Source organism: Aliinostoc sp. HNIBRCY26, assembly GCF_050235535.1.
Lineage (GTDB): Bacteria > Cyanobacteriota > Cyanobacteriia > Cyanobacteriales > Nostocaceae > Trichormus.
In genome coordinates this window covers 3,876,816-3,898,230 of the sequence record NZ_CP189852.1, presented here as the reverse complement: position 1 = coordinate 3,898,230, position 21,415 = coordinate 3,876,816, and the positions used below count along the sequence as shown (strand labels likewise).

Annotated in this window: 24 protein-coding genes and 6 tRNA genes; 24 read left to right on the top strand and 6 right to left on the bottom strand. The window is 40.4% G+C overall.

Features of this window, described 5'->3' with window-relative positions:
- Positions 1-4 precede the first annotated feature (4 nt).
- On the bottom strand, positions 5-436 hold the full coding sequence (locus ACQFX9_RS16595; RefSeq protein WP_427157011.1) for an NUDIX hydrolase: 432 nt from the start codon (positions 434-436) through the stop codon (positions 5-7).
- Positions 437-976: 540 nt separating this feature from the next.
- Entirely contained in the window at positions 977-2,194 is a 1,218-nt protein-coding gene (locus ACQFX9_RS16590; protein WP_427157010.1) for a TetR family transcriptional regulator, read from the bottom strand.
- Positions 2,195-2,468: 274 nt separating this feature from the next.
- Between ACQFX9_RS16590 and ACQFX9_RS16585 the strand changes: the two genes are divergently transcribed.
- Positions 2,469-3,326: an acyl-CoA desaturase gene (locus tag ACQFX9_RS16585; protein ID WP_427157008.1), complete on the top strand. Its 858-nt coding sequence runs from the start codon at positions 2,469-2,471 to the stop codon at positions 3,324-3,326.
- Here ACQFX9_RS16585 and ACQFX9_RS16580 read toward each other — a convergent pair.
- Positions 3,317-3,823, bottom strand: a complete 507-nt coding sequence (locus tag ACQFX9_RS16580) for a methylated-DNA--[protein]-cysteine S-methyltransferase (RefSeq protein ID WP_427157007.1) — start codon at positions 3,821-3,823, stop codon at positions 3,317-3,319. The two genes, ACQFX9_RS16585 and ACQFX9_RS16580, sit on opposite strands and share 10 nt — an antisense overlap.
- Positions 3,824-3,915: 92 nt before the next feature.
- Here ACQFX9_RS16580 and ACQFX9_RS16575 point away from each other — a divergent pair, with 92 nt between their 5' ends.
- The 14 genes from ACQFX9_RS16575 to ruvA all read left to right on the top strand — a co-directional run bounded on the left by ACQFX9_RS16575 (position 3,916) and on the right by ruvA (position 13,064).
- Positions 3,916-4,233, top strand: a complete 318-nt coding sequence (locus ACQFX9_RS16575; RefSeq protein ID WP_427157005.1) for a hypothetical protein — start codon at positions 3,916-3,918, stop codon at positions 4,231-4,233.
- Positions 4,234-4,282: 49 nt separating this feature from the next.
- Positions 4,283-4,507 (top strand): DUF433 domain-containing protein, encoded by a 225-nt coding sequence (locus ACQFX9_RS16570; RefSeq protein ID WP_427157003.1) that lies wholly within the window; start codon positions 4,283-4,285, stop codon positions 4,505-4,507.
- Entirely contained in the window at positions 4,504-4,836 is a 333-nt protein-coding gene (locus tag ACQFX9_RS16565; RefSeq protein ID WP_427157001.1) for a DUF5615 family PIN-like protein, read from the top strand. Before ACQFX9_RS16570 ends, ACQFX9_RS16565 begins: the two co-directional genes overlap by 4 nt.
- Positions 4,837-4,878: 42 nt before the next feature.
- Positions 4,879-5,421: a Uma2 family endonuclease gene (locus tag ACQFX9_RS16560; protein WP_427156999.1), complete on the top strand. Its 543-nt coding sequence runs from the start codon at positions 4,879-4,881 to the stop codon at positions 5,419-5,421.
- A gap of 121 nt (positions 5,422-5,542) precedes the next feature.
- On the top strand, positions 5,543-6,244 hold the full coding sequence (locus ACQFX9_RS16555) for a serine/threonine protein kinase (protein WP_427156996.1): 702 nt from the start codon (positions 5,543-5,545) through the stop codon (positions 6,242-6,244).
- Positions 6,245-6,407: 163 nt separating this feature from the next.
- A complete protein-coding gene (locus ACQFX9_RS16550) occupies positions 6,408-7,325 on the top strand; it encodes a ribonuclease D (RefSeq protein WP_427156994.1) in 918 nt (305 codons plus the stop codon).
- Positions 7,326-7,802: 477 nt separating this feature from the next.
- A complete protein-coding gene (locus ACQFX9_RS16545) occupies positions 7,803-8,642 on the top strand; it encodes a tetratricopeptide repeat protein (RefSeq protein WP_427156992.1) in 840 nt (279 codons plus the stop codon).
- Positions 8,643-9,011: 369 nt separating this feature from the next.
- Positions 9,012-9,515, top strand: coding sequence for a hypothetical protein (locus ACQFX9_RS16540; RefSeq protein ID WP_427156991.1), 504 nt, complete (start codon positions 9,012-9,014; stop codon positions 9,513-9,515).
- Positions 9,516-9,616: 101 nt separating this feature from the next.
- Positions 9,617-9,928, top strand: coding sequence for a hypothetical protein (locus ACQFX9_RS16535; protein ID WP_427156990.1), 312 nt, complete (start codon positions 9,617-9,619; stop codon positions 9,926-9,928).
- Between the two features lie 97 nt (positions 9,929-10,025).
- Positions 10,026-10,190: a hypothetical protein gene (locus ACQFX9_RS16530; protein WP_427156989.1), complete on the top strand. Its 165-nt coding sequence runs from the start codon at positions 10,026-10,028 to the stop codon at positions 10,188-10,190.
- The gene (locus ACQFX9_RS16525) at positions 10,150-10,629 is read left to right on the top strand and encodes a hypothetical protein (RefSeq protein WP_427156988.1); all 480 of its coding nucleotides are present in this window, start codon (positions 10,150-10,152) and stop codon (positions 10,627-10,629) included. Before ACQFX9_RS16530 ends, ACQFX9_RS16525 begins: the two co-directional genes overlap by 41 nt.
- A 273-nt stretch (positions 10,630-10,902) precedes the next feature.
- Positions 10,903-11,328 (top strand): hypothetical protein, encoded by a 426-nt coding sequence (locus tag ACQFX9_RS16520; RefSeq protein WP_427156987.1) that lies wholly within the window; start codon positions 10,903-10,905, stop codon positions 11,326-11,328.
- Between the two features lie 342 nt (positions 11,329-11,670).
- Entirely contained in the window at positions 11,671-12,429 is a 759-nt protein-coding gene (locus tag ACQFX9_RS16515) for a sucrose-phosphate phosphatase (RefSeq protein ID WP_427156986.1), read from the top strand.
- Positions 12,426-13,064, top strand: coding sequence for a Holliday junction branch migration protein RuvA (gene ruvA, locus ACQFX9_RS16510; RefSeq protein ID WP_103139414.1), 639 nt, complete (start codon positions 12,426-12,428; stop codon positions 13,062-13,064). The genes ACQFX9_RS16515 and ruvA overlap by 4 nt, the downstream gene beginning before the upstream one ends.
- Positions 13,065-13,076: 12 nt before the next feature.
- Here the strand turns inward: ruvA and ACQFX9_RS16505 are convergent, their stop codons facing one another.
- Entirely contained in the window at positions 13,077-13,409 is a 333-nt protein-coding gene (locus ACQFX9_RS16505; protein ID WP_427156984.1) for a hypothetical protein, read from the bottom strand.
- Between the two features lie 91 nt (positions 13,410-13,500).
- Between ACQFX9_RS16505 and ACQFX9_RS16500 the strand changes: the two genes are divergently transcribed.
- Positions 13,501-14,652, top strand: coding sequence for a homospermidine biosynthesis protein (locus tag ACQFX9_RS16500; RefSeq protein WP_427156983.1), 1,152 nt, complete (start codon positions 13,501-13,503; stop codon positions 14,650-14,652).
- Positions 14,653-14,795: 143 nt separating this feature from the next.
- On the opposite strand, the gene ACQFX9_RS16495 is transcribed toward ACQFX9_RS16500, so the two are convergent.
- Positions 14,796-16,643, bottom strand: coding sequence for a S8 family peptidase (locus ACQFX9_RS16495; RefSeq protein WP_427156982.1), 1,848 nt, complete (start codon positions 16,641-16,643; stop codon positions 14,796-14,798).
- Positions 16,644-17,081: 438 nt separating this feature from the next.
- Here ACQFX9_RS16495 and ACQFX9_RS16490 point away from each other — a divergent pair, with 438 nt between their 5' ends.
- Positions 17,082-18,095: an IS701 family transposase gene (locus tag ACQFX9_RS16490; protein ID WP_427156835.1), complete on the top strand. Its 1,014-nt coding sequence runs from the start codon at positions 17,082-17,084 to the stop codon at positions 18,093-18,095.
- A 425-nt stretch (positions 18,096-18,520) separates the two neighbouring features.
- On the opposite strand, the gene ACQFX9_RS16485 is transcribed toward ACQFX9_RS16490, so the two are convergent.
- Positions 18,521-18,856, bottom strand: coding sequence for a hypothetical protein (locus tag ACQFX9_RS16485; protein ID WP_427156981.1), 336 nt, complete (start codon positions 18,854-18,856; stop codon positions 18,521-18,523).
- A gap of 1,058 nt (positions 18,857-19,914) precedes the next feature.
- Between ACQFX9_RS16485 and psb34 the strand changes: the two genes are divergently transcribed.
- The 7 genes from psb34 (at position 19,915) to ACQFX9_RS16450 (ending at position 21,413) form a co-directional block, all read left to right on the top strand.
- Positions 19,915-20,085 carry a photosystem II assembly protein Psb34 gene (gene psb34, locus ACQFX9_RS16480; protein WP_236140319.1) on the top strand — a complete coding sequence of 57 codons (171 nt, stop codon included), beginning with the start codon at positions 19,915-19,917 and terminating at the stop codon, positions 20,083-20,085.
- Positions 20,086-20,923: 838 nt separating this feature from the next.
- Positions 20,924-21,000: transfer RNA gene (locus ACQFX9_RS16475), tRNA-Glu, on the top strand.
- A gap of 5 nt (positions 21,001-21,005) precedes the next feature.
- Positions 21,006-21,084: transfer RNA gene (locus ACQFX9_RS16470), tRNA-Ile, on the top strand.
- 3 nt (positions 21,085-21,087) lie between these two features.
- A tRNA-Trp gene (locus ACQFX9_RS16465) sits at positions 21,088-21,158 on the top strand.
- A 12-nt stretch (positions 21,159-21,170) separates the two neighbouring features.
- Positions 21,171-21,242: transfer RNA gene (locus tag ACQFX9_RS16460), tRNA-Glu, on the top strand.
- A 13-nt stretch (positions 21,243-21,255) separates the two neighbouring features.
- A tRNA-Phe gene (locus ACQFX9_RS16455) sits at positions 21,256-21,329 on the top strand.
- A gap of 9 nt (positions 21,330-21,338) precedes the next feature.
- Positions 21,339-21,413, top strand: a tRNA-Asn gene (locus tag ACQFX9_RS16450).
- Positions 21,414-21,415: the final 2 nt, after the last annotated feature.

Below are 21,415 nucleotides of genomic sequence, written 5' to 3'. Positions count from 1 at the left end.
ATTGCTAGGAAACACAAGCTCGCTTTTTTGTCTGGATGATTCCTTTTAATATACGTTTAAGAGCAGCTTTTTTCATAATTTTCATGGCTTGTTTGGCATCTAGCCAGCGTCGATATCTTTTTTTAGCTTCTGGATAATTACTACTGACAATCTCAACCGGCAATAAATACATTTTGACGCGGTAGACCTTGCCTCGTTTGCGATATTTATAAGTACCTAGTTTATTGGACTCGACTTGACCAATTACCCCTGCTTCTTCCCATGCTTCTTTAGCAGCTGAAGCTGGTGGAGTCATACCGTTGACAATTCCTCCTTTTGGCATTCCCCAACTTTGGCGATCGCTTGTTGAAATCAGTAGTATTTCTACTCTGCCATTTCTGATACGATAGGGAATGACACCAGACTGCTTGAAGATTTTGCTAACTTTTCGGCTCATAGGAATGCTCTTTGTGTGTGCTTGTTTTTGTTGATGCTGTTTACTCCAAAATACGGAGATGCAATGCCGGATGAATTTTAGTGAAGATATGTTTTATCTTATTAAAACTGATCCATACCATAAACTGATGTGAATTTTCTGACTAAAAATAGGCAAAAAATTCAGCCAGCATCAATTTGAAGTAAGTTTTTCTCTTGAGTCATCGATGAAACTACTACATCAAGACAAACTTTAAAAGAGCGATCACCTATAGCGAAGTAATAAACAAGACTTAATTGCTGAGTAATGAGTGCTGAGTGCTGTTAGCGGTAGCGCGGCGTTTAGCCGGTGCTGAGTAAAAGTCCAAGAGATAAAAATATTTATATTTTCTGACTCTATGAGAAGGATTGCGGCTGTGAGACGCGTAAGACTTGGAAAAAAATGTGTCCTTGTTTCAATCTCCTAATTTGAACTACGGGATTATACTCACCACTTATTACTCATGACTTATAACTTATTACTCATTACTCATTACTCATTACTCATTACTCAGCACTACTTTCAACCAGGCCTCTGATCTAGTTTAGTGGCTTGTTCTAAAGCAGCTTTTTCTCTGGCTCGATGAGCGTAGGGTTGTAATTGAGTGCGATCGCAACCTGTCAAAATACTCAAATTTTCTAAACTTATTCCTCGCATGAGCATTTCTACGCGCCAAGTGTGTTGTGCTTGGGTGATAGTTGGTGGTTTTCCTTGGGGTGTTAACAAAGTTTGAGTCCATGTTTCCCAATGTTTCCACACATCAGATTCAGTCATAGCTGTACCTGCTGTATTCAGAAACATTGCTGTTTGGCTATCTTTACGAGTTTTCAAATATTTAGTTACAGGATTGTCGGTGTAAGAACCGTAGCGTTTACCTAAAATCCATTGATTTACAGGTACTTGTCGTACATACCCAGGGGTAGTAATTTGCAAAAAATGACCATTAGCATCATAAATTTGATGGTTGCGCTGCAAATTGACGATGTCTGTGGATGATAAGCCAGCTGCAAATAATAAGTAAGCGATCGCATAATCTTGCAATCCCGATTTTTTGGCGTTTTGCAAAATTGTGTGAACTAAAACAGCAGGTAAATCAGCTATTTCTGGAGTGTTTAAACTAGTTAATAAGCTGTTCGCATTCGACGACATTGCACCATTTAGGAATAATTCTACTAAATTTTCTAAAAAATCATCCCGACTTTCCCACAGTTCATGAAATTCGCTGGTGAATTCAATCACTGCGTATCCCAAAATCATCCCATTGAGAAAACTAGCTAATTTTTCTGCTGGTAGATAGGTGTGTAAATCTCCATGTTGAATCACAGTAGCTAAGTATTGGGCGACATAACGATTAGCCTCTGTTAATCCTCGTCCCAAAGCGCGGCGATTTTCCGCCGGAAATTGATCAGCTTCCCCAACCACAGACCGCACTAACTCTGGTATTCTTTCCAATGCTTGTAAAGTGTCACTTGCATAATCTTTTAAGGATTGGTAAACATCACCTGGAGGCGTAGCCCGTCTGACTAGGGATTCGCCTAAATTCTTAAAAGATGCCGATTCCTCTAATACAGCTAACAATAATCCATGTTTATGCCCAAAATTCCGAAATAGCGTCACTTCGTTCACTGCTGCCTTTTCTGCGATTTGGCGGGTGGTAGTGGCACTAACTCCTTGAGCCGTAAATAACTCCAAGGCCGCTTGAATTAAACGTTGTCGGGTAGAAACAGGTTGGGATGTCATAAAAAAAATGTAAGTGGCACTTGCACAAACAAAACATAATTGTTAGCATGGCAAATGTAAGTGATACTTGCTCTAGTCTACTGTAAAAAAAGCAGGGGTCAAAGCAGGGGGCAGGGGAGTCAATCACTCATTTACGAGCTTTTGTACTCAAAATTAGCCAATGTATCACTATTTTCACTCTTATCCCTGCCCTACTCCCCCTGCCTCTCAATGGCTATGTCATGCACATAGATATCAGAGCAAATCTTCACATAAACCATCGACAGGAATTTTTATGACTGCAAAACATCTTGCGATCGCCACCGAAGGAGAAACACCATTACGTCTCAGGTGGATAAATGTGGCATTTTTTGGCATTATTCATGCCTTAGCTTTATTAGCACCTTGGTTTTTCTCTTGGTCGGCTTTGGGTTTGCTGTTATTTCTGCACTGGTTGTTTGGCAGTATTGGGATCTGTCTCGGATATCACCGCTTACTCAGCCATAAGAGTTTTCAAGTACCCAAGTGGTTAGAGTATGCGATCGCTTTCATCGGTGCATTAGCTTTACAAGGGGGGCCAATTTTTTGGGTGGGAGGACACCGCCAACATCACGCCCACACAGAAGACGTACAATTAGATCCTTACTCTGCCAAACGTGGCTTTTGGTGGAGTCATATGTTGTGGATTTTCTACCCTCGTGCAGAATTTTTTGAAGATGAAAAGTATGAAAAAAGCGCGCCTGATTTAGCAAGACAACCTTTTTATCGTTGGTTAGACCGTTATTTTCTACTGTTGCAAATTCCTCTAGGGTTGTTGCTTTACGCCTTGGGAGGATGGTCTTTTGTCATCTACGGAATGTTTGTCAGAGCCGTATTACTGTGGCATTGTACTTGGTTTGTCAACTCTGCAACCCATATGTGGGGTTATCGTACCTTTGATGCTGATGATAATGCGCGTAATCTTTGGTGGGTTTCTATTGTTACCTATGGTGAAGGCTGGCACAACAACCATCATACCTATCCCCATGTCGCCAAAGCTGGTTTTCAGTGGTGGGAAATTGATGTCACTTGGTGGAGTATTAAGCTTTTACAAACTCTAGGTTTAGCGAAAAAAGTTATATTACCCCCATCACCAACCACGACTCAAGGATAATTGACAACTTTCTCATGATTAAGCAACCAACGCTTGCGTTCTAATCCCCCCGCGTATCCTGTGAGTTGATTGTTTACACCAATTACGCGGTGACACGGAAGGACAATCGCAATTGGATTGAGTGAATTAGCCAAGCCGACAGCACGATAAGCCGTCGGCTTGTTGATTTTGGCTGCAAGTTCACCGTAAGAAATGGTAGTTCCCCAAGGGATAGTTTGCAGTGCAAGCCACACTTGCTGTTGAAATGGAGTCCCACCAGTATCTACAGGAAGATTTTTGCAGCTGGTGCGATCGCCTTTAAAATAAGCTGCAACTTGATCACTAAATCCCTGGGGATTTTTCACATTCTGGAAGGAAAATTGACCATAACGCTTCTGAAGCAGTTTCAACATTCTTGGCTCATAATCAGCAAAATCAAGAGCGCAAAGTTTTTTACCGTTAGAGACAATTAAAATTGTCCCGATTTCTGAACTGATTTTGTCAATGAGTAATTCCACAGTATTAGCTTGATTGTAAAAATATTAGTATATTTATTAATCATACTGACAAATTTGTTAAACTCAAAATCAGTTTAATTTAAATATATAATATGAATAAAATGCAAGCTAGTGCGTGGAAAAATGGCATTGGAAAGTATATTAATTATGGGATTCGTATTCGCAAAAATAACAGAGATGAATTTTTTGATAGGACATGGAAAGAAATTAAAGTAGAGATTGATAGTGAGACTTATAATTTCACTCTGACATCTACATTTTGGACAACTTGCCCAGAGTTTCGTGATGGTAAAGAAAAAGTTATTCGGCATTGGTTAGAGAAATATAAAGCATTGACATGGACTAAACGTAAACCACCCAAAGTAGAACTTGTTTCTCTCGGTTATGGGAAATTTCGCTTACTTCCTTAGAGCTATGACTTAGATTATTATGAAATTAAGTAAATACCCTCACTAACTCATGGAATACAAAGATATCATTACCATTGAACCTGGAAAACGTAGTGGGAAACCTTGCATTCGAGGAATGCGAATTACGGTGTATGACATTTTGGAATATTTAGCTAGTGGAATGACACAGGCAGAAATTTTAGAAGACTTTTCTGAACTTACATCTGAAGATATCAAAGCTTGTTTGGCTTTTGCTGCTGACCGCGAAAGAAAATTATTTGTAGCATCGCTGTGAAACTACTTCTAGACGAAAATCTTTCTGACAGAATTATTCCTCAGATTGCGGATATTTATCCCAATTCAACACACGTAAAATTACTCGCGCTTACCCAAAGTGACGATTTATTGATTTGGGAATACGCGAAAGCTCATGATTTTGTGATTGTTTCCAAGGATTCGGATTTTCATCAGCGTAGTCTTGTCTACGGTCATCCGCCGAAATTTATCTATCTCCGTGTCGGTAACTGCTCCACTGCCAAAATTGTGCAAATATTACGGGAAAATTACACCACAATTAGCATTTTCAACAATGCAGAGCAAGAAAGTATCCTAGTATTAACATGATGTGCTATTAAGCAACTGAAGTCATTAGAGTTTAATTCTGCTATGAAGACACTCGCTAAATGGTCTGTGGATGACTACCACCGGATGATTGCCGCAGGGATTTTGTGTGATCGCCGCGTAGAATTGTTAGCAGGGGAAATTGTGGAAATGAGTCCAGAAACACCAATCCATTACAACAGTGCCAAGCGAGGTGCAAAATATCTAGAGGAATTATTGATTGGTTTAGCTGATGTCCGCTTTAACGGGCCAATCACCCTATCTGACTCTGAACCGGAACCAGACATTGCTATTGTGCGATCGCCTGAATCTGCTTACAATGAACGTCATCCTCAGCCGCAAGATATCTTTTGGGTGATTGAAGTTGCTAAAACGAGTTTAAAAAAAGATTTAGAACTCAAATCTGCCATTTATGCTCATGCGAATATACCTGAGTATTGGGTTTTAAATTTGTCTACCAAGCAAATAATTGTGTTTCGAGAACCTCAAAATGGTCATTACACTTCAGTAAAAACTATTGCAGAGGGAAATATTACACCATTGGCGTTTTCTGATATTCAGGTATCAGTCGCAAGGCTTGTGGGATGAATCAGAGAAATCTAGAGATGTATTATTATCCTTAAATAAACGTAAATCTCCTCTGGTAAGGATATGAAATATACTGGTTAATGCCAACCACTTCATTTACTTGGTCACAGCCGCTACCAGTATGAATGAGCATATACATCCACTGATTGAAATTATTCATCAAGAGTTACTACCAGAGTTTCAAGTCGAAAGTGTGAATCCTCACGATCCTGTGGAAATTCGCTATCTCCCCCATCCTTGGCAACTGATTGGTAGAGGTAACTATGCGGCTGTAGTTAATCATCCAGAATACCACGATGTAGTAGTTAAAATTTATGCACCAGGAAGACCAGGATTTGCAGAAGAAGTAGAAGTTTATCACCGTCTTGGTTCTCATTCAGCCTTTTCCGAATGTCTATATGCTCAAGACGGTTGTTTAGTCCTCAAACGCCTATATGGTGTGACTTTGTACGACTGTATCCAGCGCGGTTTACGTATTCCTAAACAGGTAATTGAAGATATTGATCAGGCTTTAGATTATGCGCGTCAGCGTGGACTTTATCCCCACGATGTCCACGGACGGAATGTGATGATGTATGAAGGTAGAGGTTTAGTAGTAGATATTTCTGACTTCCTGCATGAAGAGAAATGTTCTAAATGGGATAATCTCAAGCGAGCCTATTACTGGCTGTATCGTCCTATTCTGTCACCACTCCGGCTGAGGATTCCTTACTTTTTATTGAATTTTGTACGTAAAACCTATCGCTGCTTTACTAACTTAAAAGAAAAAACCCAAAAATCGGTTTCTCCAAGTTCCTCTACTTCTATGACTACTCGCAGTTAAAACCTTGCTAAACTCGAAGCACAAAGTTTGTAGTGACAAAAAATCATGACTGTCGCCAAACCCTCATCCCTCACTTTAAAGATCATCAACAAGTTGGTTAATAATATGCAAATCAAATGCTAATTTGGGAAACTATGACCCAAATTTAAGGAAATGTTAACTAATGCCATACTTGAGTGATGCCAGTGCAATTAATTCTTTAGTAACCGAATATACCCAAGCTACGACTCTGTGGATAGATACGGAAGTAGCAGAATATAAAAGTCGTCATCCTAAATTATCGCTGATTCAAGTGTTAGATGATCCTGACGATATGAGTGGCAATCGCGTTTACCTTTTAGATGTTTTAAATCAACCTGATATAGTCGCTGATTTTATTGCTAGGGTGATGTTAAATCCGGCTATTGAAAAGGTATTTCATAACGCTAGTTATGACCTGAAATTTTTAGGCAGTAAGCAGGCTAAAAATATCACCTGCACTTTAGAATTAGCTAAAACAATTCCTTACTATCTTTTACCATTACCTAATTATCAATTGCAAACTTTAGCCACGGAATTATGTAATTTTAACTATGTTGATAAACAGGCACAAAGTAGCGATTGGGGAATCAGACCACTCAGTGATGAACAAATAGAATATGCTTACCTAGACTGTATTTATCTTGCTCAAATCCATCAAAGTTTGTTAAAATTGCAGTTAATCAGCAACCCAGAACCAACATCAGAAGATTTAACAGTTTTGACTAGGAAATATACTCAAATCTCTGAACAGTGGAAATTGTTAAACTCTGAATATGAGCATCTACAAGAGCGATTGAAAAAAGCTATGCAGGCTCAAAATGTAGCAGAAACTGACTTGTACAAACTAACTAGTTATGAACGCAAAGTAGTAAAGGTGCAGTTTACAGAACTATCTAGACTAGTACAAAATCAAAATATTAGTTTAGATTTTCCGGTTACTCTGACTCAAAAGATGCAAAAAGATTTAGGGGAAAATCTGGAACAGTTATCTGTGGATATCGAAGTTAGTCAATCTGCACGTTTGACTCCTAGAAAAGATGGTGAAAATGAAGAATCATAGTCATAATTATTAGTTTTTTGGTGCATTAATCAGGTAGGTAACTGAATATATGCAAATAAAAGTATAATAAATAACAACGAAATTTATTTGATAAAATTCCCGATTGTGCAAACAGACTACTGTTAATTAAACCTAGAGGGAAGGAGGTAAGCGCGTCTATTGGCTAGGTACATCTCAAAATAATTAGGGTTGATGTTTGGTGAATCTTCAACAACAAATTTGACCCTACTACAAGGCAGTATAAGGGACTTTCCACTAAGAAAATCTCTAATCGTAAGGGGTAGCAGAGGGAAAGAAAGACTATGATCAACATCTTTGCTCTTACTCATTGAATAATTTAATTTTTGGAAGTTCCTAAGTAAAGCAACTATTTAAAACAGGTGAAGAGCTTAAAAAAATATTTTCATTTTTGCCTTTTACCTTTTTACTTTTGCCTTTTTGTACTTATCCAGTTGTAATGACGATTGAGAGCAACTTATGAAACTGCGGTTATTGGAGCAAAGGCAGGTGAAGTTAACTAAAATATTGACTATGGGTGTATTGACCGCACTGAGTGCAATTACCATAGTTTCTTGTAGTAACAACAAAGATGTTTTGGTGACAGAAATAGGGGTGAATACTCCTAGCCGTCGCTCTGCAAAAAACTCTCAAGCTGGACTAGCTTATCTGGAAGGACAAAAGCAGCACTCCCAAGGTAATTTACAAGCTGCGATCGCCGCCTATAATAAAGCTCTAAGCCTAGATTCGGAATATGGTGCAGCTTATAGAGGTAGAGGGTTAACCTACTTTGATTTAGGCGACAAACAAAAAGCGATCGCAGATTACAATGAAGCCATTCGTCTTTCTCCCAACGATGCTGAAGCCTTCAACAGTCGAGGAAATGCCCGCGCCTCTTTAGGTGATCAAGCTGGTGCAATCTCCGACTACAACGAAGCCATTCGCCTCTCACCCAATTATGCCGAAGCCTACAACAATCGAGGCAACGCGCTTTCTGTGCAGGGAGATAAAAACGGCTCGATACAAGACTTTAACCAAGCCATTCGCCTCAATCCCAGATACGCCATTGCTTACAATAACCGAGGTAATGCCCGTGCTGCCCAAGGTGACACCCAAGGGGCAATCAGCGATTACAATCAAGCTATTCGCATCAACCCTAACTTCGGCCCCGCCTACAACAACCGAGGAAACGCCCGTGCTGCCCAAGGTGAAAAACAAGCAGCCCTAGAAGACTTGCAAAAAGCCGCCGCCATCTTTCAAAGACAAAATAATAATGATTTATATCAGCAAGTAATGAACAATATTAATGAGTTAAAGTGATTGGGGACTAGGAATTTTAGATTTTAGATTTTGGATTTTAGATTGAATCAAATCCAAAATTTAAAGGCTGGTAACTGGGGACTGGGAAGAAAAAATATAAGACTTAGTTGTAATTATTAGCTTTCTTTTTGAACTATAAAATTGACTTTTAATTAAAGCTTTTCATCCGAAAATTTAAAATTTAAAATCTCGATACTCCTACTACTCCTACTTCCCCTGCTCCCTGCTGACAGGTGTAGGTTTTTTACAAGAGTGTGAGCATTAAATCATGTTCGACAGAAAATAAAAGCAGATTCACAGAGTGAAGCAGAGGCTCAAATGCTAAAAAATGAGTACCTCAAACAGTGGACAAATATAGTGTCACAGAAAATGCCACACTTGAAGCTACCACAAGTGGTAGGGCTGGCAACATGGAGTTTTGGCATAGTGATGACAAAATCAAGTAGCTTGAGCAAAGTGTCAAAATTCATTGCCAAAGTCAACTGCGAAAAGGCAAATACGGTACGTCAAAGATTAAAAGAATGGTATCAAGAAGCAAAAGCCAAAAAAGGAAAGTTGCGTCGCACTCTAGATGTCAGTAGTTGTTTTGCGCCCTTGGTGTTATGGGTGATCAGTTTGCTACCTGGAAATATCAAGCGTGTTGCATTAGCATTAGACGCAACCAGTATCGGCAATAAATTTGTCGTCTTATCAGTAAACATACTCTTGGCGGGTTGTGGAATCCCGATAGCATGGTGTGTGGTGAAAGCACATGAGCCAGGAAGTTGGAAAGGGCATTGGCAAAATCTGCTCTTAGCAATCAAAGATGCCATACCAACTGAGTTTGATCTTATTACAATAAAATTCCTGAATATATTCGCCCATTATTATTAGAAAATGAGCAAGATTTCCCAGGCGAATATGTACATCTTCTCAAAGATGTATACGCACAGACAAAACATCATAATGAACAATATGAAGGCTATTTCTATCCTGTGCTACTCGGTGATAGTTATGGCTTACTTGTAGAGTGTGCTTTCAAAAATAAAACTAATGCTCAACCTGCTAAATGCTTTGTAGATATCAAAGCTGAAATTGAGCGCATATTAAATAGTCAAACAGCTACTATTGGGCAAACCTGGATGCTTTCAGGCTGGCTACCTCCTTCTCAAACTAAAAGCTCCGAAGAGATTGCCCAAGCTTGTTATCAAGCATTAATGCCCGGTTTAGATTGGGAAGGAGATTTACAAGGTCAAGGACACTTTCTTGGAGCAAACGGGTCGTCTCACCGTGGTCGTGCAGGATAATGGCTCCCTTCATACCAGTCTTTTGGTGCGTCAACAGTGGACACGTTGGCAGGAGTAAAGCCTATTCGTTTTCTTTTTGCCTCCTTATTGTTCCCAAATGAATCCGATTGAAACCCAATGGCATCAACTCAAAACTCATGAAATTGCCGGACAGATGTTTGATAATGAGTACGATTTAGCGATTGCTGTAATGGATGGTATGAAAACTCGTAGCCAAGCAGGTGAATACTCACTGGAGCGTTTTATATTTAATTGCACCTAGCTACTTAACAGAGTTTAGTAAATTAGTTAAAGATAAATATCGCCTACAGATAACTAAAGACTCAGAAAACCTGGAGCGAGGTTTAAAATTATTATCAGATACCATTAACGCGGTTCGTAGCCGAGTTGAAGTAGAAAAAGCTGAACGCGATCGCAACTTTCAAAATTTTGTTACCCTCCTAGCTGGAGGATGGGCTTTTGGTTCATTTGTTGCAGGGCTACCAGGGTTAGGAGAAAAGAATAATAACCCTGTTAGGTCTACCTTAATCAAATTAAGCGATCTAAAACTGAGTATACCACCAAAGCCAAACGAACAAGAACCCTGGTGGTTAATGCCAGCAACTAAAGGGATATATACCCTAAGCGGATTTACTATTGCTATTTTAATGTTGTTAATTTGGCGGCGTTTCTGGAGAAAATATAGTTCACCCGTAAAATAAGAAATCAGTTCAAAATATCTATTAAATTAGCTAACGTCGTATTGTTTATTCATTAGCTATCAATGGACATTTGAGGACTTGTTTCTTCTGTTTCATCATCATTGTTTTCAAAAGGCAGAGCTATTTGACAGTTGCAATGACACCAATTCTAAGATAACTAAATACACAATTCTCAACTAAAATCAACAGTATCTAGTTTGTTTAATTAATTACTACAAGTTATCATGTACAGATATTTAATTACAATAGATTTCCCCAGGAGTTACAGTATCAATGAATAAGATGGTCTTAGTGATTGCCGCAGCGATCGCTTTATCCCCTTTCACTTTAGCCAGCGCGCAAAATATTTCCTTGGGTAATGAACAAATAAAACAAACTCAAGGCCATCAAGCTGAACAATCAGCACAAAAAGCTTTTACAAATCTCATCAAAGCGATTGAGGAAAACAATTACGATCAATTTATTTCTCAAGGAGAGACTGCCTTTAAAGCAGGTATAACCAAGCAACTATTTACAAAAGTTCATAGTCAGTTTGCTCCACGAATTAAGAAAGGATATTCAGCAGCTTTCTTAGGAAAACTAAATCAGCAAGGGTATCAAGTATACCTATGGAAACTGACCTTTAAAGACCGCAGTGATGATGTATTAGCTAGACTCAGCATTAAAGATGGCAAAATAGGCGGTTTTTGGCTGAATTAATGAATTTAATTGCATCCTGATTTGATTTTTTGATAGTAACAATATTTACTAGAAGTGCAGAAAGCGGTGTGGATGTTCCTCCCGCTTTGTTTTTTGATGTGCTTGTACTCGATATCCAGTATTGAGGCAAAAGCTAAAAACTATAGTTACTAACTTCAGGGATGAGCAGTAAAAGTACCCATTCCTAGTAAAGTAGTGAAGGTTATGCAGCTAATAGCCATACCAACGCGGTTTTTTGGTGCGATCGCCTGCTGTTGTGATCATTCATAGATTTGATCGTTAATTTCTAAAATCCAAAATTTTTCCGTATTTTGGCAACCATATTACTGGGAGTAGATCAACATGAAAGCAGTCCAACCATTTTTGTTCGTTACTGACTTAGACCACACATTCGTAGGTAATGATGCAGCTTTAGTCCAATTGACTCAAATTTTAGAGGCACATCGTCAAGAATATGGTACAAGGATAGTCTATGCTACTGGGCGATCGCCTGTTTTGTACCAAGAACTCAAAGAGGAAAAAAATCTCCTCAACCCCGATGGGTTAGTGCTTTCTGTGGGTACAGAAATTTACTTAGATGGTAATTCTACTCCTGATACCACTTGGTCGGAAATTCTCTCCTTTGGCTGGGATAGGGAAATAGTATTATCTGTTACACAGAAATTTGCACAACTCACACCACAACCAGACTCAGAACAGCGTCCCTTTAAACTCAGCTTTTTTCTCGAACAAGAATTAGCTATGGATGTACTACCACAACTTGAGTCAGAGTTAGAGAAATATGAAGTAAATGTAAAGTTAATTTATAGTAGCGGTATTGACCTTGACATTGTGCCGCGTAGCAGCGATAAAGGTCAGGCAATGCAGTTTCTACGTCAACAGTGGAAATTTGCAGCAGAACAAACAGTTGTCTGTGGTGATTCAGGTAATGATATTGCTTTGTTCGCTGTGGGCAACGAACGGGGAATCATAGTCGGAAATGCTAGACCAGAGTTGCTGGCATGGCACAGCGAGTATCCCGCAGATCATCGTTACCTAGCACAAGATTTCTGTGCAGGTGGAATTATTGAAGGTTTAAAGTATTTCGGTTTCCTAGAATGATTAGCTATCTCAAAGGTATAGTCGCCGGTATTCAAAATGTAGGCAGTAATCGCGTGCTGTTGACCCTGGAAGTCAACGGTATGGGTTATGATTTGCAAATTCCCCAACGGTTAGCCAAGCAATTACCCACCACTGGCGACCTAGTACAGATTTTCACCCATTACCAAATTCGGGAGGAAGTACCGCTACTTTACGGTTTTGCTTCCCCAGCCGAAAGAGATTTGTTCCGCCACCTATTAACTGTCAGTGGTGTAGGTGCAGCTTTAGCGATCGCCCTGTTGGACACTCTGGAATTACCAGATTTAGTCCAAGCCATCATTGCGGCTAACACCCAGATATTAATTCAAGCCCCTGGTGTGGGTAAAAAAATCGCTGAACGCATTTGCTTAGAACTCAAAGCTAAATTAATCGAATGGCGCAAATCAGCAGGCTTCTTCGTGGCTACCGAAGGGCCAGCCCCTGGGATTCTCGAAGAAGTGCAAATGACTCTATTCGCCTTGGGTTACACAGCCCACGAAGTTAGTCACGCTTTACACGTAGTCAGTGAAGATATTGGTTTACCCAAAGATGCCTATGTAGAAGACTGGATTAAACAAGCGATCGCTCATCTTAGCAGTAGTGAACAAGTTAGTTAATTGGTACGCCAACTACACCTCACCTGTACGTCCTAACTTCTTGACTCTATCGATTAATTGAGCCATATCAGGACTCAATTGATCCAACTGGACAGCTAACTCTTTTTTGCCACTACTACTCAATTTTTGATTCTCTAAGGACTTTTTTAAACCATTCCTATAGCTTTCAATGTAGCTATCTATCTGCTGAAAATATTGATTGATTGCTTGTTTAATATCTTCATTAATAAAAGTGTCAACTGCTTTTTCTATAGACTGTCTGTTTTCTTCTATTAACTCCCAATTCTTCTTTAATTTTAAATTTTGAATTGATAAGTCCCCAATCCCCAGTCCCCAAAATATCACAGGTGTGCAAAGATAACTCCGCCCTTCTCCCCTACTTACGGTGATTTGCTGTAATACTATATTCGGCGCGTTTACTGTTAGGGAGTCTCTTATGGCGAAACATTTGGGTAAAAAAATTGCACCTATACCGATGTCAGCAGATATCAGTGTAGTAGATTTGATTGATAATTACTTCACTGCTTACAACTCGGCGCGGTTGCGGGAAGCTTGTCAGTTATTGGCGCGGGATATTTTAAAAGATGGTGTCACTGTGGGCGTTAGTCTTTCCGGTGCTATGACACCAGCCGGTTTTGGTGTGTCTGCATTAGCACCCCTGATTCGTAATGGTTTTATTGATTGGATGATTAGCACTGGTGCCAATCTTTACCATGATATGCACTATGGTTTGGGGTTTGAGTTGTTCGCAGGTAGCCCATTTTTAGATGATGTGAAATTGCGCGATGAAGGAACAATCAGAATTTATGACATCATCTTTGGGTATGATGTACTACTAGAGACCGACGCATTTATCCGTAAAATACTGCAAGCTGAACCTTTCCAAAAGCGCATGGGAACGGCTGAGTTTCATTACTTGCTGGGTAAGTATGTGCGAGAAGTCGAAAAGCAATTAGGTGTGCAGCATTCTTGTTTGTTAGCTACAGCTTATGAATGTGGTGTGCCTATCTATACATCTTCACCTGGGGATAGTTCTATTGGGATGAACGTGGCGGCTTTAGCGTTGGAGGGTTCACAGTTGGTATTAGACCCAGCAATTGACGTAAACGAAACAGCCGCGATCGCCTACAATGCCAGAGAAGGGGAAGGTAGCAGTGCAGCCGTTATTCTCGGTGGTGGTAGTCCGAAAAACTTCTTACTGCAAACCCAACCGCAGATTCACGAAGTCTTAGGTTTAGAAGAAAGGGGACATGATTTCTTTGTCCAGTTCACCGATGCTCGTCCTGATACCGGCGGCTTATCCGGTGCGACACCTTCCGAGGCAGTAAGTTGGGGTAAGATTGATCCAGAAGAATTACCCAGCACCATAGTCTGTTACACCGATAGCACCATCGCCATCCCCCTAGTAACATCCTATATTCTCAACCAATGCCCACCCCGTCCCCTCAAACGGTTGTATGATCAACGTCCAGCCTTACTAGACAAACTCCGCACCGATTATTTAGCCGCCAAAGACCAACCAAAAGAAAAAGTCGCCACTGACTCAGAAGTAGCAACTTATCCCTGTGGGACACCGGTTCGGAAGTAGTTAGGGCAGGCAGGGGGCAGGGGAGACAAGGTAGACAAGGTAGACAAGGTAGACAAAGAGTTTTAGATTTACTCCTATGCCCAATACCCAATACCCAATACCCAGTCCCCAATCCCCAATCCCCAGTCCCCAGTCCCCAGTCCCTAATTCCGAATATGCGCCGCCCAGTAGACGGTTTGACCGCCTGTAGGTACGCTGTAGCCGCGAATGCGGAGTTTCCATGTGCCTGGGGTGAGACTGCCTGCTACTTTGGCGCGCTCAAATACACTTAAGGCGGAAAAACCTCTGGCTTTTTCTACGCCGGATGGGTCAATTAAGTGGACATCGATGTCATTATGTGCTTGTGCTGCTGATTCTGGCCACCATAACGCCGCATCAAAATCTCGCTTATTAGAACTAACACTGATAGGAATATCGATAGTCGCACCATTGTTGACTACGACTTTACCCCAATGCGCCCAGCCGTTGGTCGCCATTTTTAACAACCCTGCACCAACAGTATTATTGTAGGGATAGGATTTCTGCCCATAGAGAATCATGAAGGCGTAGGTTTGACCGTTATCGTATGTGCCGAATTGTCGCAACCAGTTATGGGCTAACATAGCGGCCGCAGAAGCGTAGGGAGTTGCACCACTGGTTCCGCTAAATACTTGCAAGGCGGAGGTGGAAGCATTACTGGCGGTTTCGCTATAGGTGGGTGCTTGGATATCTGGTTTGAAACGTCCATCGGTTGCAGGGCCTCTGCCTTGTCCGTTGTATTGGCTTTGGTCAGTGGTCATCACGCCACCAACACCGATAACTTTGTGGGCGATCGCAGGTGAACGAACTGTTCTATCATTAGGGCCATAGTTACCGTTAGCTGAGACGAAAATGACACCAGCATTGTAAGCGTTATCTGCGGCTGTGGCGATCGCACCGGTTTCTGTCTCGTCGGCTTGTAATTCTCCTACCAATACCTTATCAAAGGCTGCTATTGCTGCTTGAATTGCCCGAATCGCCGCCGCCGAATCTAGACCGCCGCTAGGATAAATCTTCCAACTGTCTAATCTGACTCCCGTCACACCGCGATAATCATTACCTAAACGACCGTTACCGCTAATAATGGCGGCGGAACTTGTGCCATGATTCCAGTTATTATCGTCGGTATTGTACCCAGGGTTAGCGGTATTGTTACAATTTGACCCACCGTTAACGCAATCTCTCAACCATGCTAAATTACTGGGAGAATTAAATAAAACGTGCGTATTTCTCACCCCAGTATCTAAAAGACCAATCCAAGGTTGAGTTAATCCTAAATTAAAATAGGGGTCAGAAACAATAATTGCTCTACCATCATCAACATCATTATTAGTAATAGCATCTGGTGGTTTTTCTCCCCCTTGGACTGGTTGAATATAAGCCACAGCATCAAGTTGGGCTATTTCTTTAACTGCTCTGAATTGTGTTTTACCAGCAACAGCATTGACAATCCAAAAATGTTCTGTTGGTTTAAAGTAGCTCGATATTTTATATCGTTCTAGCAATGCTAATTGTGATTTGACTCTTTGAGCTTGTAACTCTGCGATCGCTTCTTGTCGGCGTTGGGATTTTTCCCGTTCTACTCCTGTTTCTAGTTCCGGTAATAGGGGAATTTGGGTATCTTCTTGAAAGGTAATAATCACCTCAACACCGTCTTCGGGGTTACTTTTCTGGAGTAAGTTTTCTAAAGTAGGGCTAATTTTTGACTTACGAATATCAGGAATTGGTTCTGATTGTTTATCGAGAGGAAACTTAACTTCGTAAATATTGTCTCTTGAAAGAGTGCCGCGTTTAAAATCCGTAGATAAGCCAGTTTTGGGAATAAAAACTGAATTGATAGTATTAGTTTGGTCTACAGGTACTTGATAGGGATTATAAGGTTCACCACTCACTTGTGCATAAACCATCAATGGTGACATTAACACCAAAGATAAACTGAATGAAAATAGGAGAAGCTTAGTTCTGGTTCGCATATTCACCCTCTAAAAACGTGCATGATTTACAGTCCAATTCATCAGAAAATCTGTAGAATGACTGAATTTCTCGGTATACGTTTTTATCTATAGGGTTGGGTGAGAACAATTATGCAAGTGATGCAGGTTGCTTGATATTTCTTTACATCTATAGGAATCCGCTTTGATTCCTGAAATTATTTGCGTAGGGAGGGAACAGGGAATGGGGAACAGGGAACAGGAAAGAAAGAATCAAAGTGTACTGAGTTCTTTTCCAAAATCAACAGGACTTACGCAACTGGCACAGTGCGATCGCTAGCCAGTAGTACATAGGTATTGATTTAGCGAGAATGTGTTTGATTGGTTTGACTCGAATTAGTAACAATAAATAGTGATGTATCTTGTTGTTAAAAATTTTATGAGAAAATTGATAGAAGTACATCAAAAAGTTGGTTAGTGATGAAATTTACTAAACTTAATTATTGTCAATATTTACTTAGCAGTCAAATTAACTATACAATCACTAATCTAGCAGAACATTTGTCAAATATTAGTCATGACAAAATTAATTATTATTTAAGAAATGAAAAATTAACTCCTCGTTTACTTTGGGATAATGTCAAAGATTTAATTGTCACTGACGAGGATGCTTATATTATATTTGATGATACAGTTTTAGATAAAAGATTTTCTGAAGAAATAGAAATAGTACGAAGGCAGTATAGTGGTAATGAACATGGTGTTGTTAGAGGGATAGGAATAGTAAGTTGCATATATGTTAATCCTAAAACTCTCAATTTCTGGGTAATAGATTATCGAATTTTCAATCCAGAAAATGATGGTTTCAGCAAGATTGACCATGTGAAAAATATGCTCCAAGGGCTTGTATATCAAAAGATTCTACCTTTCAATACAGTTTTAATGGATACTTGGTATGCGGTCAATAATTTAATGCTTTATATCGATAGTCTAGATAAAGTTTATTATTGTCCTTTAAAGACTAATCGTTTAGTAGATGATAGTTTTGGTAGAGAAAAATATAAGAATATTGAATCTCTAGAATGGAGTCAGGAAGATTTAAAATGTGGTAAAATCATAAAAATTAAAGGATTCCCTGCTGAGAAAAAAGTGAAACTTTTCCGGGTTACTATCTCTACCGATAGGACGGATTATGTCGCAACAAACGATTTATCTCAAAGTTCTACGGATGTTACACAACAGGTGTGTAAAATTCGTTGGAAAATAGAGGAGTTTCATCGAGAAATAAAGCAACTAACTGGTATTGAATCATGTCAATGCCGTAAAGCCCGTCTTCAAAGAAATCATATTGCTTGCGCTATGTTAGTTTGGCTAAGACTGAAAAGTTTAGCTTATCAAACAGGTCAAACTATTTACAAGCTCAAGCACAATTTGCTTTCTAATTATTTAATTGAGCAACTAAAACGTCCAGATATTGCTATGTCTTCTCTGTAGTTTTTGGGCGCTCGGTGCGCGAAGCTCACCATTGCTTGTGCCAGTTGCGTAAGTCCTGATCAAATAGGAATCCTATATATAAAACAATACGGTTCAGTTAAGGTGGTGAGAGTTAATTTCTCAATTTTTGCTCTGCCTATTAGATAATGAGCAAGATTTGGGGGATTCTCCCCCAAACCCCCGATTGGGGGACGGTTGCGTCCCCCAAACCCCCTCCAAAATCATTTTTTCGTTTTTTGTTGAGTGATCATTTGCTGGCTTGGTTGAAATTTATTTTTCTTATCTGAACCGTATTGATATATAAAATAAAAGCACCAGATTAGGGACTTCCAGAAAATAAATTATTTATTTCATTCCCGATAGAGAGTATTTTGATTTTCCGCCTGCCCCCACAGCGATTGTATATTGTTTTAGTTGGAAGTCCCTTAGAATCGGCGATCGCGTTCTAAATCAAAAATTACCTTCTCCAAATACCAGTTATCTGACTTTCCTGGTTGTTTGCGACGCTGTTGTGCTAACAAGCGTTTAGCGGCTGCGGTATCTCCTTTCAGTAAAATTAGCAAATCTCTTTGAAGATATCGATTTTTTGGGTCGCTACGGTATGTGTGAGAAACTCTACCCCGTGGCTTGTTGATTTGGAAGCTGCGCCATTGAGATAGGAATTGTTCAGAATTCTGCATAATGGCGATAATTGCCATAATTATCAGGATGGTAATTAATATATTCATCACAATGCGCTGGTAGATGCCTCTTTTCACCATGCGTTAGTGTTTCGCTTTCAAGCATCGCTAATCACCACACGCTATTTTGAAGATTTTGTAAAGCTCGTTTTTCCCCTTACGGGGAAGAGGTAGTTTTTAATACTGGAAAAGAAAGGTAGCCGTTTTAGTCCCCTTGCGGGGAAGAGGTGGTGTTTAACGCACTTTTTCCAGTACAACTTACTGGCAAGATGTTGTAGGTGTTTCCGTCCCCTTGCGGGGAAGAGGTGGTGTTTAAAAATGCCGGAAAGTTCAATGGAATGACCCGGCGCGAGGCAGCCGCCGCGTTTCCGTCCCCTTGCGGGGAAGAGGTGGTGTTTAAGTTTGGTCGTGGAAAGATGCGTATGAAACTGTGGAAGTTGCGACAATGTTTCCGTCCCCTTGCGGGGAAGAGGTGGTGTTTAACCCTACCTTGTGGAAACTATTGATATATTTAGTTTTCAAGGTTCAGTTGCGCTGAGGTACGGAAATAGGTGTGTAACCTAAAGACTCAGTACAAGTTATCAAAAGCTTTTCCCGTTAAAAATTAGCTTTAAAGATAATTTAAACGAAAAACCTCCATGATTAAAGGCGAAAAAACAAACTTTTCTTTTATTAACACAACTTTACTCACCCTTACTTCCTATAAGTTTGCGCGACAAACTCGCGGCTAACCTTAAATTCCATTACAAATCGCCAAATATTAGCAAAATCATCAACTCCAGTCAATAAACCCCCACCAAAAACCGCACAGCAAACTTTACAAAATTAAATAATCTGGTGGTTCATAAGGCGGCTGACTGCCATAAACTCGTGTTTGTTGTTTTGCAGCTGCATCCAGAGGATAAACCCTCAAACTATCCTTATTCAACTTCAAAATCGGTAGCCAACGTTTTTCTAATACACAAATTTTTGAGAGGTAAAGAGGCGATCTAGGGTGCGATCGCTTTTTTCTTTCAGAAAATTCTCAACATAAGTGATTCTAATTACAGTCATTCACTATTTTTTGTCAAGCTCTATTGACGTTTTGTAACAATATTGTTAAATTAGTTTACATAAAGTAACAAATACAGGAAAACATTATGTACACCACCATTAACGAAGACGGAGTTCTCAACAACTATCCAACTGAACCCCAGATGTACTATGCTGAGTACCCCGCAATTTGGGAACAACGCAAATACGTTACACAGAGTGTGTTCGCTACCTTAATTGTCACTACTCTAGTTTTGGTTGCCTTTAGCGTTAGCTAATATTTTTAGACTTCGGTATCGCTGTATCTCATCGTAATTCGGACTTCTCCTATCAACCCCGGTACTTAAAGCCGGGGTTTTTTGCTGTTAATGGATGAGTGTAGACGCGTAGGAGCTTGTCGCCAAACATCGCTCGTTACCAGCAGCAGACTACTTCCCCTGTGTGCAGTAGACAAAAACATACTACAAATGTATTATTTAAATTAATCATCATTACAAATACTACAAATATTCAATGACCACCAGATTCTCTTCAAGCATGAGTAGCACAGCGCATTGCCGAACCAAAAAGGGTTTAGGCAGAGCGGACTCGTTCCGAGAAGCCGCAAGCGTCTACGCGCTATTTGCGTTTGAGGGAATTTATCTGTTTATTGGCGATAAATCTATAAACATTGGCATTTTTGGAGCGTTAGCCTATTGGCTGAATCCAGAGCAACTGAAGGAAAGCGGGAGGTGCAAATGTCTCATAGCATCCACATAGGGCAAAAAGTCTCAACTACTCAACCCCCGCTTCTTTTCACCCAGAGGCGGGGGTTATTTTTTTAGAGCGATGTCTGACGACAAGCCGCGATCGCATCTACGCTTGCCTTCCACTTTCTAAAAAAAGTTTGTAGTACACCCTTGACACTCTTGTAGTATTTATGTAGTATAAATGTAGTGAAGCAATCAAGCCTCCCAAAAAGGCACAGAGCAAACACTATCAGAACCATGAAAACTAAATAATTGCCACTCAACGTGGGGGTGTAGCTTAGTCCGGTTTAAAGCAGTCGCCTGTCGAGCGAAAGAACGTGTGTACCCTTCGGGAAGGCTTCGCCAACAAATCTCATCATCCCCGTGTAGCCTTGTGGACGAATAGATAAGTCGCTGTGCCTCTCAAGCACGGAGAAGCGGGTGCAACTCCCGTCGAGGCTTCCAAACATTGCAGTGTAGCTTAACTAACGGCAAAGCCCCAAGCTCATAACTTGGTAAATGTGGGTTCAACTCCCACCACTGCGACCAAATGCAGGGATGGTGTAATGGCAACACCACAGTCTCCAAAACTGTTGTTCTGGGTTCAAGTCCTAGTCCTTGCGTTTTACTCCCTGCCCCTGTGGACGAATGGTTAAGTCGCCGCTCTTTCAAAGCGGAAATTGCGGGTTCAAATCCCGTCAGGGGAATTATTCAGCTTATCTCCTGGTAGCTCAGTTGGTAGTAGCGTCTGTTTGAAAAACAGAAGGTCGTCAGTTCGATTCTGATCTGGGGGGCTGGCACATTGCCCCATAGCTTAATGGCAGAGCAAGCGGCTGTTAACCGCGAGGTTGTAGGTTCGAGTCCTACTGGGGCAGCCATT

What these genes read in the sequence shown, in the direction of transcription:
- ACQFX9_RS16575 (WP_427157005.1), top strand. Translation starts at nt 3,916, where the DNA reads ATGAATAAAATGCAAGCTAGTGCGTGGAAAAATGGCATTGGAAAGTAT.
- psb34 (WP_236140319.1), top strand. Translation starts at nt 19,915, where the DNA reads ATGTACACCACCATTAACGAAGACGGAGTTCTCAACAACTATCCAACT.
- ACQFX9_RS16485 (WP_427156981.1), bottom strand. Translation starts at nt 18,856, where the DNA reads ATGGTGAAAAGAGGCATCTACCAGCGCATTGTGATGAATATATTAATT.
- ACQFX9_RS16515 (WP_427156986.1), top strand. Translation starts at nt 11,671, where the DNA reads ATGAAAGCAGTCCAACCATTTTTGTTCGTTACTGACTTAGACCACACA.
- ACQFX9_RS16530 (WP_427156989.1), top strand. Translation starts at nt 10,026, where the DNA reads ATGAATCCGATTGAAACCCAATGGCATCAACTCAAAACTCATGAAATT.
- ACQFX9_RS16490 (WP_427156835.1), top strand. Translation starts at nt 17,082, where the DNA reads ATGAAATTTACTAAACTTAATTATTGTCAATATTTACTTAGCAGTCAA.
- ACQFX9_RS16495 (WP_427156982.1), bottom strand. Translation starts at nt 16,643, where the DNA reads ATGCGAACCAGAACTAAGCTTCTCCTATTTTCATTCAGTTTATCTTTG.
- ACQFX9_RS16550 (WP_427156994.1), top strand. Translation starts at nt 6,408, where the DNA reads ATGCCATACTTGAGTGATGCCAGTGCAATTAATTCTTTAGTAACCGAA.
- ACQFX9_RS16595 (WP_427157011.1), bottom strand. Translation starts at nt 436, where the DNA reads ATGAGCCGAAAAGTTAGCAAAATCTTCAAGCAGTCTGGTGTCATTCCC.
- ACQFX9_RS16590 (WP_427157010.1), bottom strand. Translation starts at nt 2,194, where the DNA reads ATGACATCCCAACCTGTTTCTACCCGACAACGTTTAATTCAAGCGGCC.
- ACQFX9_RS16520 (WP_427156987.1), top strand. Translation starts at nt 10,903, where the DNA reads ATGAATAAGATGGTCTTAGTGATTGCCGCAGCGATCGCTTTATCCCCT.
- ACQFX9_RS16560 (WP_427156999.1), top strand. Translation starts at nt 4,879, where the DNA reads ATGAAGACACTCGCTAAATGGTCTGTGGATGACTACCACCGGATGATT.
- ruvA (WP_103139414.1), top strand. Translation starts at nt 12,426, where the DNA reads ATGATTAGCTATCTCAAAGGTATAGTCGCCGGTATTCAAAATGTAGGC.
- ACQFX9_RS16545 (WP_427156992.1), top strand. Translation starts at nt 7,803, where the DNA reads ATGAAACTGCGGTTATTGGAGCAAAGGCAGGTGAAGTTAACTAAAATA.
- ACQFX9_RS16540 (WP_427156991.1), top strand. Translation starts at nt 9,012, where the DNA reads ATGCCACACTTGAAGCTACCACAAGTGGTAGGGCTGGCAACATGGAGT.
- ACQFX9_RS16500 (WP_427156983.1), top strand. Translation starts at nt 13,501, where the DNA reads ATGGCGAAACATTTGGGTAAAAAAATTGCACCTATACCGATGTCAGCA.
- ACQFX9_RS16570 (WP_427157003.1), top strand. Translation starts at nt 4,283, where the DNA reads ATGGAATACAAAGATATCATTACCATTGAACCTGGAAAACGTAGTGGG.
- ACQFX9_RS16555 (WP_427156996.1), top strand. Translation starts at nt 5,543, where the DNA reads ATGAATGAGCATATACATCCACTGATTGAAATTATTCATCAAGAGTTA.
- ACQFX9_RS16585 (WP_427157008.1), top strand. Translation starts at nt 2,469, where the DNA reads ATGACTGCAAAACATCTTGCGATCGCCACCGAAGGAGAAACACCATTA.